Source organism: Methylobacterium sp. WL116, assembly GCF_008039455.1.
Classification (GTDB): Bacteria; Pseudomonadota; Alphaproteobacteria; order Rhizobiales; family Beijerinckiaceae; genus Methylobacterium.
Window position 1 is genome coordinate 1 of the sequence record NZ_VRUV01000076.1, and the last position, 13,260, is coordinate 13,260.

The window sequence follows — 13,260 nt, forward strand, 5'->3', positions numbered from 1 at the left end:
GTGACCCTGACCTCGCCGGGCGTGACCGTCGTGCAGAGCGGCCTGAACCGCAACAACAGCACCGAGTTCGCCGTCGTGCGCGCCGGCCTGAACTACAAGTTCGGCTCGTACTAGGACCTGCCGGATCGGCCGCGGCTCGCCCAGAGCCGCGGTTCGGTTGGATGGGTCGGTCGATCAAACAACGCCCCAGTAGAGACCTCCTGGGGCGTTTGTCGTTTTCCGAACCCGACCGTCTAAAAATCGGGGCAAGAAACAAAAAAGCGCGCCTTTTAGGGCGCGCTTGAGTTGTTTAATTCTAGATGGACTGGAACGAATTCTATTCTATCCGAAGTCGGATCGAACGCAATAGGTGTGGTATAGCTTTTGCCGGGCTTCAAAGGTTATCCCCGCTCACCGCTGCGCTGTAGTCCGATCCGCCGCTTTCCAATGTCCCATCTGCTGCTGCCGCATCGCCGGCAATGCATGAGTAGGGCGGGAAGCTGTACCGCATCCCAGCCGAGGCCGTGGCGACCTACGGGACCGACAGCAGGTTCAAGGCGCGGAGACCATAACGGCGTCAGGTCACGGCGGACCCTGACGCGTCCCGGTGCGACCTGCAATCCGGCGAGCGTAGTGTCGGACATGCGACGTGGCGGGGAATGCGCTGACGGGCGCAATGGTAGGAGGGGCTTTCGATGCAGCCATTCCGGCCGCCGGTGCCGCCGCTTCTGGGCTCATGAACCGTCTGACCGGCTCCGCCTCTCCCGAGGTCGCAACCCTCGCCCGCACGGCGCGAGCCCGCTTTGGCATACCGATGATCCGAGCCGGGCGGATCCGCGACGCCTTGGATGGTGCTCAACGTGCTCTCGATCGCGCGATTGCGTGTCGAGAACAGTCCCGGCTCCCGGGCCGGCGCCCCGTTCTCATTCGCGGGACGATCGTTCGGCGCCATTCCGTCCACGCGGCCCGGCAATCTCGCCGCGGCAAGCACCTCCTACGATCCACGTCGAGGACTGGCAGGCGTGGATCGCCGATGGCTTCGGCATCGTGACGAACGGCATGCTCTGCGTCACCGGCCCGGAACTGACGGCGGACGAGTGGACGGCGCGGCCCTGACTCCGCTTCGAGATCGGGTTGCGATCGCCCTAGAGCAGCCCAACCCCATCGAGGACACCAACCATCGCGAAGGCGATCGTGAGGCCGGATACGACGTAGACCACCCATTTGTAGGTGCCTTCGACCCGCCGGTCTGGCGGCAGGGCACGGGTGGCGAGCAGGATGAGGAAGCCGAGGGCCAGCGGCAGCAGGAGCGCGTTCATCACTTCTACGGCGACGTTGAGCGCTACAAGGTTCGGTACGAGCTGCACTCCGATCGCACCTGCGACCACAACTAAGGTGAAGGCGCCGTAGAAGGCTGGTGCCTGACGCGGCGACAAGGTGAGGGAGTGCGCTCGGCCCGTCAGGTCGCCGAAGCCCCAGGCGAGCGACAGTGCGACGACGTTGAGTGCCACGAACGCCGCCGCGATGATGCCGACCCCAAAGGCGACGTGTCCGAGCCATGGGCCCAGCGCCGGTGTGAAGGCATCTGCTAGTTGGCCGACCGTATCGAGCCCTTGGGCTGTTCCGCGACCGCCCTTCCCGATGGTGGCAGCCGCCGCGATCAGGATCGCCCCCATCACGCATTGCGAGATGATCGCACCGACGAGGGTATCCAGGCGCGAGTCGCGTGCGTGTTGCCAGCCAAGGCCCTTATCGACGATCGCCGACTGCTGGTAGAAGATCATCCATGGCATGATGACTGCGCCGATATTGGCTGCGATGAGAACCCGGAAGCCGCCGTCGTTTAGCGATATGTGCGCGAACGAGGCCAGGATTTCGCCTGGGTCAGGTTTGGCCGCAATAGCGAGTCCGATGAACACGAGTTCGAACAAGCCGACGGCGATGGCTACCACCTCGACACGCCGGTAGCCCCCGGTGAACACCAGCCACAGCAGGATCGCCACCGGTAAACCAAGGCTGACGATCCGCGGCACACCGAACAGGTCACCGATGCCGGCGATCCCCGAGAACTCGGTGACGATGGCTCCGATACCGGCCACGACGAGACCGCCAAATGAAATCCAGGCCCAAGCGGGTCCGAAATGCTCTCGGATTAGCGCGCCGTGACCACGGCCTGTCGCCGTGCCGAGGCGGACGGTGAGTTCCTGAACGATGTAGAGGATCGGCACGAGCAGGAGTTGCAGCAGAAGCAGGGAATAGCCCCAACGCGCTCCGCTCTGCGCGGCGGTGATCAGGCTCCCGACATCGGTGTCGGCGAGCATCACGACAAGGCCGGGTCCTGCGGCCTTGAGAAACGCGGATATGCGGGGCAGGTAAGCGGTGTCGGGCACGGCATTGCAACCGGAACGGTCAAGGCGGGTTCCGAGCGTCCCAGTAAACCATGGTGCGTCACAGAAACCCGCTCCCCCAGGGCCCCTTGAGCGCGTTCGCCCGGCCGATGCAGCCGACGACCATTCGCGGATCGCGGTGCCCGGATGATCCCCTGATCTGGATGAGATCAGCGCACCGGAAGCGACGTTCAGCCTTCAACTCAGCATGTCGAGGGTCTGGAGCCACGCATGACACAGGGTGGGCCAGACGCTTGCGGGCGTGCCCGGCTCCCCAATGCCGAAACCATGGCCGCCCTTGCTGAAGCGGTGGAACTCGACCGGGACGCTCATGTGCCGACAGGCCGTGTCGAGGATGCGGCTGTTCTCCGGACTGATCACGGGATCGTCGTCGGTCTGCACGAGGAAGAGCGGCGGGCAGCCCGGACGCAACTGTGTCTGGAGCGACCAGGCGGTCCGCGCTTCGGGCTTCGGCTGCTCGCCGACGAGGTTCCGCCGGGTGCCCGTGTTGTCGTAAGGCGGCTCCAGCGTGACGACCGGATAGATCAGGGCCGCGAAGTCGGGACGGGCCAACTGCCGATCGATCTCGTCCACCGGCGCGTAGGTGCGTAGGCCGGCACGCATCGCGAGCGTGCCGGCGAGATGTCCGCCCGCCGAGAAGCCGACGACCCCCATCCGCTGCCGGTCGAGCCCCATCGCCTCCGCCCGCGAGCGCATCGTCCGCATGGCCCGTTGCGCGTCCTGCAGGGGAACCAAGGTGCCGTCGGCCCAGCCCTCGTTGGGTAGGCGGTAGGTGAGGACGAAGGCCGTCACCCCGATGTCGGTCAGCCAGCCTGCGGCCGGATAGGCCTCCTTGACCAGGCCGATGCGTCGATAACCGCCGCCGCCGACGACGAGTGCCGCGGCACCGTTCGGCTTGGGCGGAATGAAGATGTCCAGCAGGGGCTCGGATATGTTGAAGGCGGCCCCATCGATCTCGGCCTGTTGGGTCCCCATCGGGCCGCCCCCACCCGGTGGGGCGCTGGGCCAAAGCCGCAAGCGCTCGGACCGTGGCTGAGCGCAAACGCTGGTCGCGATCGCGCTCGCGCCGGCAGCGAGGATCAAGGAGCGGCGGTCGAGCATGGTGATCCAGCGCGGCGAGGTGGAGCCTTGCAAGCAAGACCCATGCAGCGGTGAAGCGAAATCATCCGGGGGACGTTTCGGAGTGAGGCCCCGGGAGCTGCTGTAGCAGGTCCAGCATCATGGGAACCCGCTTCCCGAGTGCGCCCTATCCGGCATCGGCTGCGGCGCTATCTCAGACTGACTACTCGCGGTTCGCAGCGGTCATAGCGCGAGCGACAACTTCCCGTAGGGCTGTCTGTCCATCCACGAGGAACCAAGCTCGCAACGCATCCGTGGTCTCGGGCCTGTCGTCCACCCGCTCGCGGAACAGGTCGCTGTAACGTGCGAGTTCACGTTCAAGGAATGTGTCAAGGTAGCTCGGCCCTTTCGCTTTGGCGAGGTCGAGAAGGGCGTCATCGAGGACGCGACGCATCATCTCTCCGACCATGGCTGAGACGTAGATGGCTTCAGGACTGCCTTGCTCGGGCTCTTTCAATCCGGTCTCCGTAAGGGTGGAGGATGGCGAGCCTGTGCCCGCCAGCTGAGGCGCCGTGCAATCGCATCGGCGCCTGCATGCAGCCTTTAGCCCGCATTCGGCTTGAAGTCGCCCCACGAGGATCGCCCGAGGCTCGGCCTCTTCATCCGGCTCCTGCTCGCCGAGCAGCGCGGTAATTCTAGCCACCCACGGTGCCCAGCACCGTCGTTCGATCGTTGCAGAGGAACCGGCGCCCGATGGCGGTCTTGAAGGGAGCGAGCGCTCATCGCGCGCATCCCAGACGCTGTCGCCTAGGCTGCTGCAGAGCGCCTTCCGGCTGTTGCTGAAACTTGAAGGGACCTACCATGGCCGACACGAACGCCTCCCAGGGGCAGCGCCTCCACGAGACCCAGAACGGCACCAAGTCCAACGCGAAGCAGGTCTCGACCGACGCGCTCAACGCCCGGCTCGCGGACGGCATCGACTTGGCGCTGGCGGTCAAGCAGGCCCACTGGAACCTGAAGGGTCCGCAGTTCATCGGCATCCACCTGATGCTGGATGGGTTCCGTACCGAACTCGACGATTACAACGACAAGGTTGCCGAGCGCATCACGCAGCTCGGCGGCACGGCGCGGGGCACGGCGACCGCGGTGGCCGCTGGCTCGCAGCTCGCACCGTATCCGCTCGACGCCTATCGGATCGCAGACCATCTTGCGGCGCTGATCGATCGCTATGCGGTCTATGCGAACGCCGTCCGCCAAAACATCGACGACACCGACGAGGCGGGCGATGCCGGCACGGCGGACCTCTTCACTGAGGTCTCGCGCGGCGTCGATAAGCAGCTCTGGTTCCTCGAAGCTCATGTCCAGGAGCCAACTGGCGCGATGCGCGATGGTGATCACGACGGCAAGCGCTGAGGCGCGATACGGCGATTCGGCTGACGCCGGCACGAGAGCCAAGATCGCATCCCTCAGATGAGCGATGCGATCTTGGCGGTCTCGACACATCGATGCCGGGCGGCTTCGTGCCGGGTCGATCGTCCTGCCCGTGTCCGGTGCGCCGAGGAAGCGGTGAGAGCACGATGTTCGCTCTCAGCCTGATCTGCCTCTCGGCGGGAGCCACATTCGCCAGTGTCGCTCCGCAGCGACTCGCGCGGCAGGCCACGTTCGAGAGCATGGGGGGCTGCCCGATTGTCGGCGGCCCCTGCCTGCCTGGTGCTGGGCTGCCGCTGTGCCGCTGAGCGAAGCGCCAACGCGCCTGCCTTACTGTCCCGCCATGACCTCAAGCCACGGTAGCGGCAGCCAGATCGTTGCCCCGGCCGCCCCAAGGGAGAGGTGCGAACGGGATCACCGCGCGCTCGGCCGCCGCGACCGGCAGCACGCCGTCAGAGGCGATGGCAGGCATCCGTGCGGCTACGAGAGGCAGGAAGGCACCGAGAAACGGTGCGGCGGGCGAGGTCGGCCATCAGCGCGTCTCGCTCCGTTCGGCAGCGACGAGGCGTCAGCGGCGGGCAAGGCCGAGCGCCCAGGCATGGGCCTCGCGCTGATCGGTCTCGCCGGCCGCGGATCCGGTGCCGGTAGGAGGCCCCAAGGCGGAGGCAGACCGCGTGATCCTGCCGGGCGTGCAGCAGGCGGACGGCGGGGGAGCGGATCCGGTCGGAGGCCATCGGTCCGACCGCGATGCGCGCGGTCGGCGCGGGAGGACCTTGGCGCCGGCCCAGGCGCCCGCGAGCGCATAGGACATGCACATGCCCCAGGCGTCGCCAGTCACTTCCATGCGGGCCTGAGCCGAACGGATCGCGGCGCGCTTGATGGCGGAGCGGTCGAAGGTGCCGTCGCGGTTGACCAGCGGGGCGACGGTGGCGGCGAAGCGCTCGGCGCTTTCGGTCGAGACGACGACGGCAGCCCTGGGAACGCCTGTCCGAGGTCTCCCGCCTTGCCGGCCTCCTCGCCGATCAGGTGCTGGACGCGCAGATCATGAGTCGGCCAGTCCCGAGCAACATATCCGGGCGCTACTCAGCGCAGCCTTCCTGCTGGACGAGCACGACCTTCCGCTTCCTTCGCTGCCTCAGCAGATCGTCCACGGGGCGAAACGCGGAGCCGACCGATGCCAGGAGCCTTCGAGCGTGCGGGTCTGAAGTTCATCTCCGAAATCGGAGGTGGTTCCGGCAGCCGGTTCCGTGAGGAGAAGGCGCGGAGCCGGACGAAAGTCACCGTCCGGATCAGCTCGCCAGCAGGAACGAGGCTGGCCGAAGGGACGGAACGAACGGCCGCGCCGAGCCGAGCCGCATTCAAATGTATCGCGTCTCATGGCTCGAACATGCGTATCTCGCGCTTTGAGCCCTAACCCCAATCCTGGCTGTCCAGCGTGCACGCGCCATTGGCGACGCTTGCGATGGCCGACATCGCGGCGTCGAGGGAGGCGTGCGCGCGTTTCACAGTCACGAGAAGGCCCGCCTCATCCGGCTGGATCTGGAAATCGTCGGTATCCTTCGGCCTTGTGATCTTGCCGAGGCTCCGTCCCAGCCGATCTTTGAGATCCCATGCCTTGCCGGCCGACCCTGTCGGTGTGAGAACGACGTCCATTCATCTGATCCTTAAGAGCGGGGAGGGTCGCTCCAAAGCCCTACAATTTCGGTCGAAGGCCTCAGGCAATTCAGGAGCAGGACCACATCGCGACCAATCAGGACTGCGCTGTCGATGCCCTTCTGCGACAGATCGAGTGGAACCGCTTCGACGATACCGAAGTGGGCCACACACCGTTCTTGAATGAGTCGGCCTCGGCGACGATCGCGGCGCAGCTTCGCACAATCGGTGAAAGCATTCACGCCATCGGAGGACTGGATGCGGTCGACGAGGCGATCCTCCGGATCACCGAAATGAATTCCGGCTTTTCCGACCAGCGGTCGAGGCTCTTGGAAGCGCTTTGGTCTTCCATAGGCCACGATGTCGGGACGGCGTGACGCTGGATGTTCCCGCCCTCGATCCTGCCAGCCGTGGCGATCAACTTGCAGGCTTTGGCTTCGACGACCGGTGAACGCTTGATGTCGGGCCTTCAAGCGCATGCCTCACTGATCGTCCTTTCCGCTGTCGCCCTTCTCGGCGTTCGCAGCGTTGCCCGTGACCGTCATGCGAACGTGGTTGGCGGCTTCACGATGTTTTTCGATACGAGCTTGCGCCAACGTATCGTCGGCTTCGGCATCCCTTTCGGCTACAGGGGAACACCCGGCATCGTCAGCCCTGTGAGATCGCTGATCCGCGAGGCTCGGTTGCTGAGGCATAAAACGCTCCTTGCATGTTCGATTCCGTGATCCGGCAGCGAGTTCAGATCAGGCACGTCCGAGCCACATCAGGAGGAACCCTGCCAGGGGTAGGCTGAAGCCCAGCACCACCCGGATATCGAGTTCCTTGGAATGCTGTGCCATGCGCCATCGGCGACAGGCCAAGTGCTCCGCTTCCATTCCCAGGATCATAAGACATAGACCAACGTACACCGGCATGGACGGCAGCGCGATTTCTCGCATGATCGCCTCATTTTGCTGGTTCTGAAGGGACAACGCCTCGCGGAGGCAATCGGGTACAGAGAAAATAACTCCAAAGGATCCTGAGGATTTCAGCTGAGATTGAGCAAGATCCTGGCGGGCATCGGGGCCGCCGGCACGCCGATGGTGGGGCGGCGCGCATGAGGTCGTCGTTGCGCGGTGCCGCGAGCACGTCGCGACAAACAAAAGCGGTCGCCGCCACCGTGCGGGCGTCTAGGCGGCAGGTACCGTCGTGAACCGAGCGTCCCAATCGGTACTTTCGGCTCGTCCTGGACTTACCGCGCAGTCTGCCAAAGGGCTGTTATCTCTCGAAATGCCGTATCGGCACTTGCCTCAGATGCCCCCTGTGATCCGAAAGATCGGATCGATTGGCGTACGACCAAATCATCCTTCATGATCGTCCAGTCGAAGCGTCCTGGCTCCGACTTGGACGGGTTGATCCGTATCGTATGCGGGTTCGGCGTGAAGGTGATCATGCCCGACATATAGGGCCTCGGCGCGTACAGCGTTCAAGGCGTGATCGAGCCGGCGGATCGCCGAGGGGCTCAAGAGGGCCGCCTGCGCCGGGCAGCGCCTTCCCTGTTCGCCGGCACTATACCAACACCGGGTACGCAGACGTATGCCGGCCCGGCCGCCTCTGCTGATCGACCGGCTGGCAACGGATCACGGGCACCTTCCCAGCAAGCCGGGCTCAGGACCGGATGGCCGGTGCGATGAACGACGCACCCATCCGCCGTGATCGGATCGGAGGACCGGCCTGCTTCGCCTTCAGCGTTCCATTAAGCGCCTGCTAACCGCCGGCCGACACCTTCGCGGGCATGTCGAAGCGTACCAAGCGGACCGCACGAGCCCTTCTCTGGATCACGTCGCTGGCCCTCTGCTGCTTTGCGGCCGTCATGCTGATGCAGATCAACCGGCCCCCGGATCAGGTGGCGAGGCGGGTGGGAGACGGAGATCCCATCACAACGGGCTCGATACCGCCCACGCCTATGCGCTGGTGTGGAGCAGCGCCATGGTGTCGGTGAAGCGTCGCCGATCGGCCTTTTGGACCGGAGGAATATCCGAGGTGCCCGGCTGCGCATTCCACGCGCTTACGGGTCCACGATCGAACGGATCGAAACGAGCTTGAGCTTGGTTCTTCCATTCTCCGGTCGACCGACGGGAGAAGGCTGTCGCTTCTGGCGGCATGCGAGGAGAACCATCTTGCGCTCATCCATCATTGCCGCCGCCCTGTTCGCCGCGCTCGGCGCAGCGTCGCTCTCCACGTCCGCCTCCGCTGCACCGATGGGCCCGTCCGCCGCTGTGGCCGCACCCGCCGAGCTGGTGACGAATGTCCGCATGGAGCGCCGGATGATGCATCGTCGTATGATGCGCCGGCCGATGATGCGCCACCGCATGCATCGTCGGGGCATGATGCGCCACGGCATGTAAACCAGTTCGGGCCCGTATGGCCTTGACGAGGCTCAGCCCGCCCGGCACCGCCGCGGCGGGCTTCGCTCTTTGGAACGTCGCGTGAGGGCCATCCGTTTGGCCTGCGAGCGCCCCGCTTTGGTGCGCCCGAGACGTCTAGGAACTTCTATGAGCATCGGCACCGTTAAGTGGTTCAACGAGACCAAGGGCTACGGCTTCATCGAGCCGAATGACGGCGGCAAGGATGTGTTCGTTCACATCTCGGCCGTCGAGCGCGCCGGGATGCAAAACCTGGTCGAGGGCCAGAAGGTCTCTTATGAGGAAGAGACCGACAAGCGCAGCGGCAAGCTGTCTGCCGGCAATCTGAAGGCAGCCTAAAACTGTCCCGTCCGGGGGATGGGCAAAGCACCTGAAAAGCCCGCCTCCGGCAGAGTCGGCGCCCCGAATCTACAGTGCTTGGATGCGCTGATCGGGGCGCATCAGGGTCGCCTTACGGTTGGACACCTTCCACACCGGCAACGACCCTTCGCGGACGAACATAGCGAACGCCTCGGTCGCTTCCGCACTCCCGATAGCACCCGCTCCTTCCACGGCGCGACCCACGACGCAGGCCCCTTCGAGACCATTCGCGCAAGGCGCACTGCCCTCGATCGCGAAGATCACCCCTGATCGGTCTGGCCTCAGCGCGTTCGGCAATGCGCCGATCTTGCGCCAGAGACAGTACCACCGCACGCACACCTCAGGGCGATCCTGATAGATCCCGCACGCCGTCCCAGTGCTATGCCGACAGAGGACGCCCGCAGGCTTGGCAAGCACCTCGATCGCGGGAACCCGGCAGCAAGCCGTGCACGGTCCACATGTTCGGCCTGGAACAAGGGCACCTACGGCCGGTGTGGTCGGGTGGTGCTTCGGGGTCAAATCGTTCCGTTCCCGATGCGGTGCGTGAAGGTCTGCGATCCGATCGAGGATCACGTCGGGCAGCTTCTGAGCTACGCGCTGAGAATGCAGGCCCACCTCCGCGAGGCCGTGGCTCACCCCGCGCGGCAAGCCTCATGGAGACCCTCGCAGCGTCGACTTAGCGGGACCTGCGGTCGTGTCGACCCGGCGGGTGGTTCAAAGGCTCTTGGTCGTCACCCCGAGCGCGAGCAGAGCGTAGGCGCCGATGAAGAACCACTGCCGGTGCACGAGCACCGTGCGCCCGACCATCGGGACCTTCGTGTAGAGGCTGGCGACCGCCAGGCCGATCAGCACCGCGGAAGCGAGGAAGGTGAGTAGGCGCGGGGCGGACAAGGTCGGCATGCCGCGATTTTCATGCGCGTGCGGTTGCCAAGCCGTTACCGTGCCAGACGCTCGTCGCATCCCGGCAGGATAGCCCCAGCGACGGCGTCGTCGAGACGCGGTGAGATCCGGGATTCCCCCCGTCCCGTGAGCAGACCGGGGCGGGGCCGAACCGTACGCGTTCACGTGCCACAGGAACGAGCCCTGCAGCGATCGGTTTGCCCTGCTCATCCGGCGGGGGCGTATCGATCCGCCCCCTGGAACGACAGGAGAGCGACGATGGCGAATGCAGGCAAGCACGGCATGCACCCTGGAAGCCATGGCAAGGGATCGGGCTCGGGAGCGATGACCGAGTTGCCGGAAGGCGTGATCGAGGACAACGCGGTGCTCAGCAATCGCGACAAGGCCCAGCATGGGGATGAGCGCGGCCTGGACAGCAAGACCGTGCAGACCGAGCAGTACCAGGATCACTCGGCCAATCGGCTGGGGGATGACAAGGACCAAGCGCAGGGCGGCGGCGACGCCGGAAATCCCTAGCCTCGCGACAACCCGCCCGGTCCATCGGGCGGGTTTCCCGTACCGTTATCCGCCCCGCAGGCTCTCGGCGAAATCCTCCGGCACCTCGCCGAACTGCCCAAGGAGCGTTGCGCCTTCCAGCTCGCCGGTCTCGTCGGCGGCGTTCTTGAACACGCCGCCTATACCAGCACCTCACCCGTACCCGTCATCTCGACGAGCACATTTCCGAGGTAGGCTCCCAGGCGCTTCAGGGCGCCCCGATCCGGGGCGTCGATCCAGAAACCGATAAGGGCAGGCTTACCGTCCAGACGACGCAGCACCGACTCGGCCATCAGAGCCGCCTCCCGCTCGGTCGAGGCGAACAGGGTACGCTGAGCGCCGGCCGCTAAGATCGTGATTTCGAAGGGGGTGACGCTTGGCATACCAAGCCAACGTGTTGCGTTGCAAAATCGTTGCGTGCCGGACCCCATGACGGTTGGCAGCGTTCTGCTGACCCGTGCCGACCTTGAGGCCGTGCGGATTTGGGGCACGAAGTTCGAGATGCGGACGCCGCGCCCCACGACGCAGGTCGGCGCGCTGCCGATCGCGGTGGCCGGCTGATCGAGCGCCCGCCTCTCGATCGAGGGTGCACCACTTACGCCGGGACGGCCTGGATCACGTTGCGCAGGGTGCCGAGGCCGACGATCTCCGTCTCCATCACATCGCCCGGCTTGAGGAATTCGGGCGGCTTGCGCGCGTTGCCGATGCCGGGGGGCGTGCCGGTGGCGATGATGTCGCCGGGCACGAGGGTGAGGCCGTGCGACAGCTCGGCGATGATGCGGGCGACCTTGAAGTACATCTGAGCGGTCGAGGCGTCCTGTTTCACCACGCCGTTGACGCGGGTCAGGAGACGGAGATTCGAGGGATCGAGGTCGGATGCAGGCACGATCCACGGGCCGATCGGTCCGTACCCGTCCAGGCTCTTCCCCTTGAACCACTGCCCGCCGTGCAGCTTGATCTGCATGTCGCGCGCCGTGGTGTCGTTGATGACGCTGTAGCCGAACACGTGGGCCATCGCGTCGGCTTCTGTGATGTTGCGTCCGCCCGTGCCGATGATGACGGCGAGCTCGACCTCCCAGTCGATCGCCGTCGACACCGAAGCATCGTAGGGGATCGGGTCGTAGGGGCCGTTGATCGTGTTGACGCCCTTGGTGAAGAACACGGGATGGGCGGGGTACTCGGCGTTCGTCCCCCGGACGGCCTGACCCTCGGCGAAGTGCTCCAGGTAGTTCCAGCCGACCGCGTAGATGTTGCGCGTCGGTGCCGGGATCGGCGCCAGCAGCCGCACCGTCTCGACCTGCGGGCCATCCCCGGCGGCCGCGGCCCGGCGCACGGCATCAAGCGCGGCCGGTCCTGCCGTGATGAGCGAGACCATCTGCGCCGGATCCACGCCCGGCACTCCAACCTGCGTCAGGTCGACGACGCGCCCGTCCGAGCGGACCACACCGAGCCGCGGCGTGCTGCCCGCGTCGGGTGCGAAGGTGACGAGACGCAGAGCCTCTCCGCTCGGCGGGGGTATCGGATGCCCCGGACCCGAGGCTGGCGCCTGCGCCGAGGCTGACCCGACCAGGGCCCCGACCGCCGTCGCGGCGGCCGTGAGATGCAGGAAGTCGCGCCGAGTGCTCATCGATGGTCCTCCGCAGCGCTCGCCCTTCATCGGGGCAAGTCGCGCGAGCGAATTTTGAATTCATATGATGCGGGATGCAATCGGGCTCGCGCAGCGTGCCTTGCTCTTTCGCGCTTTGGCGGCGCACGATGTCGGGATGTGCAACCTCTACAGCCTCGACAGGGGTCAGGACGCGATCCGCAAGGCCTTCGGGGTCGAGCGCGACGAGACCGGCAACCTGCCGCCGCTGCCGGCGATCTTCCCTGACCAGATGGCGCCGGTGGTGCGTTTGGCCGAGGGCGAGCGCGCGTTGGCGATGATGCGCTGGGGCTTCCCCTCGCCGTCGAGCAAGGGGCCGCAGCACCCGGTCACGAACGTGCGGAACGTGAGGTCGCCCTACTGGCGCCCGTGGCTGAAGCCGGAGCAGCGCTGCCTCGTGCCGGTGTCCTCGTTCAGCGAGTACGCGGACACCAAGCCGCGCAAGACGCCGGTGTGGTTCGCGCTCGACGAGGACCGGCCGCTGTTCGCCTTCGCCGGGATCTGGCGACCGTGGACGGGCGTGCGCGGCCCGAAGCGCGACGAGCCCGTCGAGGAGGAACACCGGCTCTACGCCTTCCTCACGACGGAGGCGAACGGCGTCGTCGGGCCGGTGCATCCGAAGGCGATGCCGGCGCTGCTGACCACGCCGGAGGAGTGGCGCACGTGGCTGGAGGCGCCGGTGGTGGAGGCATTGCAGCTTCAGCGGCCGCTGCCGGACGAGGCCATGCGCGAGGTCGCCCGCGGCAAGCGGAGCGATGGGACTTAGAGCGCCTAACAGAACGGCACCCTGAGCGTTGATGTGCGTTGGTGTTTCATGGCCCGCGCACTTCTTCCCGACGATCTCTGGGACGAGATCGCCCCGCTGCTTCCGCCTCCCCGACCCCGTCCG

General features: G+C 65.9%; 17 protein-coding genes and 1 pseudogene. 9 read left to right on the forward strand and 9 right to left on the reverse strand.

Going from position 1 to position 13,260, the window contains the following annotated elements; all coding sequences use genetic code 11:
* A pseudogene (locus tag FV223_RS31660) lies at window positions 1-114 on the forward strand (porin family protein); the annotation flags it as partial.
* 1,010 nt (window positions 115-1,124) lie between these two features.
* Here the strand turns inward: FV223_RS31660 and FV223_RS08685 are convergent.
* The 3 genes from FV223_RS08685 to FV223_RS08700 all read right to left on the reverse strand — a co-directional run bounded on the left by FV223_RS08685 (window position 1,125) and on the right by FV223_RS08700 (window position 3,963).
* Window positions 1,125-2,369, reverse strand: coding sequence for a divalent metal cation transporter (locus tag FV223_RS08685; RefSeq protein ID WP_246686371.1), 1,245 nt, complete (start codon window positions 2,367-2,369; stop codon window positions 1,125-1,127).
* Between the two features lie 195 nt (window positions 2,370-2,564).
* Complete coding sequence (locus FV223_RS08695; protein ID WP_147726440.1) at window positions 2,565-3,488, reverse strand: alpha/beta hydrolase; 924 nt, start codon at window positions 3,486-3,488, stop codon at window positions 2,565-2,567.
* A gap of 181 nt (window positions 3,489-3,669) precedes the next feature.
* Complete coding sequence (locus tag FV223_RS08700; RefSeq protein WP_147726442.1) at window positions 3,670-3,963, reverse strand: hypothetical protein; 294 nt, start codon at window positions 3,961-3,963, stop codon at window positions 3,670-3,672.
* 344 nt (window positions 3,964-4,307) lie between these two features.
* Here FV223_RS08700 and dps point away from each other — a divergent pair, with 344 nt between their 5' ends.
* Window positions 4,308-4,859 carry a DNA starvation/stationary phase protection protein Dps gene (gene dps / locus FV223_RS08705; RefSeq protein WP_147726444.1) on the forward strand — a complete coding sequence of 184 codons (552 nt, stop codon included), beginning with the start codon at window positions 4,308-4,310 and terminating at the stop codon, window positions 4,857-4,859.
* Window positions 4,860-6,284: 1,425 nt separating this feature from the next.
* Here the strand turns inward: dps and FV223_RS08715 are convergent.
* Window positions 6,285-6,527: a hypothetical protein gene (locus tag FV223_RS08715; RefSeq protein WP_147726446.1), complete on the reverse strand. Its 243-nt coding sequence runs from the start codon at window positions 6,525-6,527 to the stop codon at window positions 6,285-6,287.
* A 161-nt stretch (window positions 6,528-6,688) separates the two neighbouring features.
* On the opposite strand from FV223_RS08715, the gene FV223_RS08720 reads away from it, so the two are divergent.
* Together FV223_RS08720 and FV223_RS08725 are read left to right on the forward strand one after the other, a co-directional pair.
* Complete coding sequence (locus FV223_RS08720; RefSeq protein WP_147726447.1) at window positions 6,689-6,904, forward strand: hypothetical protein; 216 nt, start codon at window positions 6,689-6,691, stop codon at window positions 6,902-6,904.
* 6 nt (window positions 6,905-6,910) lie between these two features.
* Window positions 6,911-7,252, forward strand: a complete 342-nt coding sequence (locus tag FV223_RS08725; RefSeq protein WP_147726449.1) for a hypothetical protein — start codon at window positions 6,911-6,913, stop codon at window positions 7,250-7,252.
* Between the two features lie 18 nt (window positions 7,253-7,270).
* Here the strand turns inward: FV223_RS08725 and FV223_RS08730 are convergent, their stop codons facing one another.
* Window positions 7,271-7,498 (reverse strand): hypothetical protein, encoded by a 228-nt coding sequence (locus tag FV223_RS08730; protein ID WP_147726451.1) that lies wholly within the window; start codon window positions 7,496-7,498, stop codon window positions 7,271-7,273.
* A 1,188-nt stretch (window positions 7,499-8,686) separates the two neighbouring features.
* Here FV223_RS08730 and FV223_RS08735 point away from each other — a divergent pair.
* Window positions 8,687-8,914: a hypothetical protein gene (locus tag FV223_RS08735; RefSeq protein WP_147726453.1), complete on the forward strand. Its 228-nt coding sequence runs from the start codon at window positions 8,687-8,689 to the stop codon at window positions 8,912-8,914.
* Between the two features lie 147 nt (window positions 8,915-9,061).
* Complete coding sequence (locus FV223_RS08740; RefSeq protein WP_147726454.1) at window positions 9,062-9,271, forward strand: cold-shock protein; 210 nt, start codon at window positions 9,062-9,064, stop codon at window positions 9,269-9,271.
* A 69-nt stretch (window positions 9,272-9,340) separates the two neighbouring features.
* On the opposite strand, the gene FV223_RS31665 is transcribed toward FV223_RS08740, so the two are convergent.
* Both FV223_RS31665 and FV223_RS08750 read right to left on the reverse strand, forming a co-directional pair.
* The gene (locus FV223_RS31665) at window positions 9,341-9,556 is read right to left on the reverse strand and encodes a hypothetical protein (protein WP_246687857.1); all 216 of its coding nucleotides are present in this window, start codon (window positions 9,554-9,556) and stop codon (window positions 9,341-9,343) included.
* Between the two features lie 450 nt (window positions 9,557-10,006).
* Entirely contained in the window at window positions 10,007-10,192 is a 186-nt protein-coding gene (locus tag FV223_RS08750) for a hypothetical protein (RefSeq protein WP_147726456.1), read from the reverse strand.
* A 258-nt stretch (window positions 10,193-10,450) separates the two neighbouring features.
* Here FV223_RS08750 and FV223_RS08755 point away from each other — a divergent pair, with 258 nt between their 5' ends.
* A complete protein-coding gene (locus FV223_RS08755) occupies window positions 10,451-10,708 on the forward strand; it encodes a hypothetical protein (RefSeq protein WP_147726458.1) in 258 nt (85 codons plus the stop codon).
* A 158-nt stretch (window positions 10,709-10,866) separates the two neighbouring features.
* On the opposite strand, the gene FV223_RS08760 is transcribed toward FV223_RS08755, so the two are convergent.
* On the reverse strand, window positions 10,867-11,109 hold the full coding sequence (locus FV223_RS08760; RefSeq protein ID WP_147726460.1) for a hypothetical protein: 243 nt from the start codon (window positions 11,107-11,109) through the stop codon (window positions 10,867-10,869).
* 46 nt (window positions 11,110-11,155) lie between these two features.
* On the opposite strand from FV223_RS08760, the gene FV223_RS32385 reads away from it, so the two are divergent.
* Window positions 11,156-11,287 (forward strand): hypothetical protein, encoded by a 132-nt coding sequence (locus FV223_RS32385; protein ID WP_279593219.1) that lies wholly within the window; start codon window positions 11,156-11,158, stop codon window positions 11,285-11,287.
* A gap of 34 nt (window positions 11,288-11,321) precedes the next feature.
* Here the strand turns inward: FV223_RS32385 and FV223_RS08765 are convergent, their stop codons facing one another.
* On the reverse strand, window positions 11,322-12,353 hold the full coding sequence (locus FV223_RS08765) for a fumarylacetoacetate hydrolase family protein (protein WP_147726462.1): 1,032 nt from the start codon (window positions 12,351-12,353) through the stop codon (window positions 11,322-11,324).
* A 136-nt stretch (window positions 12,354-12,489) separates the two neighbouring features.
* Here FV223_RS08765 and FV223_RS08770 point away from each other — a divergent pair, with 136 nt between their 5' ends.
* Complete coding sequence (locus FV223_RS08770; RefSeq protein ID WP_147726464.1) at window positions 12,490-13,137, forward strand: SOS response-associated peptidase; 648 nt, start codon at window positions 12,490-12,492, stop codon at window positions 13,135-13,137.
* The last annotated feature ends 123 nt before the right edge of the window (window positions 13,138-13,260 follow it).

Excerpts from the sequence above, each read along its gene's own strand:
- FV223_RS08695 (WP_147726440.1), bottom strand. The coding sequence starts at position 3,488 with ATGCTCGACCGCCGCTCCTTGATCCTCGCTGCCGGCGCGAGCGCGATC.
- dps (WP_147726444.1), top strand. The coding sequence starts at position 4,308 with ATGGCCGACACGAACGCCTCCCAGGGGCAGCGCCTCCACGAGACCCAG.
- FV223_RS08715 (WP_147726446.1), bottom strand. The coding sequence starts at position 6,527 with ATGGACGTCGTTCTCACACCGACAGGGTCGGCCGGCAAGGCATGGGAT.
- FV223_RS08725 (WP_147726449.1), top strand. The coding sequence starts at position 6,911 with ATGTTCCCGCCCTCGATCCTGCCAGCCGTGGCGATCAACTTGCAGGCT.
- FV223_RS08740 (WP_147726454.1), top strand. The coding sequence starts at position 9,062 with ATGAGCATCGGCACCGTTAAGTGGTTCAACGAGACCAAGGGCTACGGC.
- FV223_RS08750 (WP_147726456.1), bottom strand. The coding sequence starts at position 10,192 with ATGCCGACCTTGTCCGCCCCGCGCCTACTCACCTTCCTCGCTTCCGCG.
- FV223_RS08755 (WP_147726458.1), top strand. The coding sequence starts at position 10,451 with ATGGCGAATGCAGGCAAGCACGGCATGCACCCTGGAAGCCATGGCAAG.
- FV223_RS08760 (WP_147726460.1), bottom strand. The coding sequence starts at position 11,109 with ATGCCAAGCGTCACCCCCTTCGAAATCACGATCTTAGCGGCCGGCGCT.
- FV223_RS32385 (WP_279593219.1), top strand. The coding sequence starts at position 11,156 with ATGACGGTTGGCAGCGTTCTGCTGACCCGTGCCGACCTTGAGGCCGTG.
- FV223_RS08765 (WP_147726462.1), bottom strand. The coding sequence starts at position 12,353 with ATGAGCACTCGGCGCGACTTCCTGCATCTCACGGCCGCCGCGACGGCG.
- FV223_RS08770 (WP_147726464.1), top strand. The coding sequence starts at position 12,490 with ATGTGCAACCTCTACAGCCTCGACAGGGGTCAGGACGCGATCCGCAAG.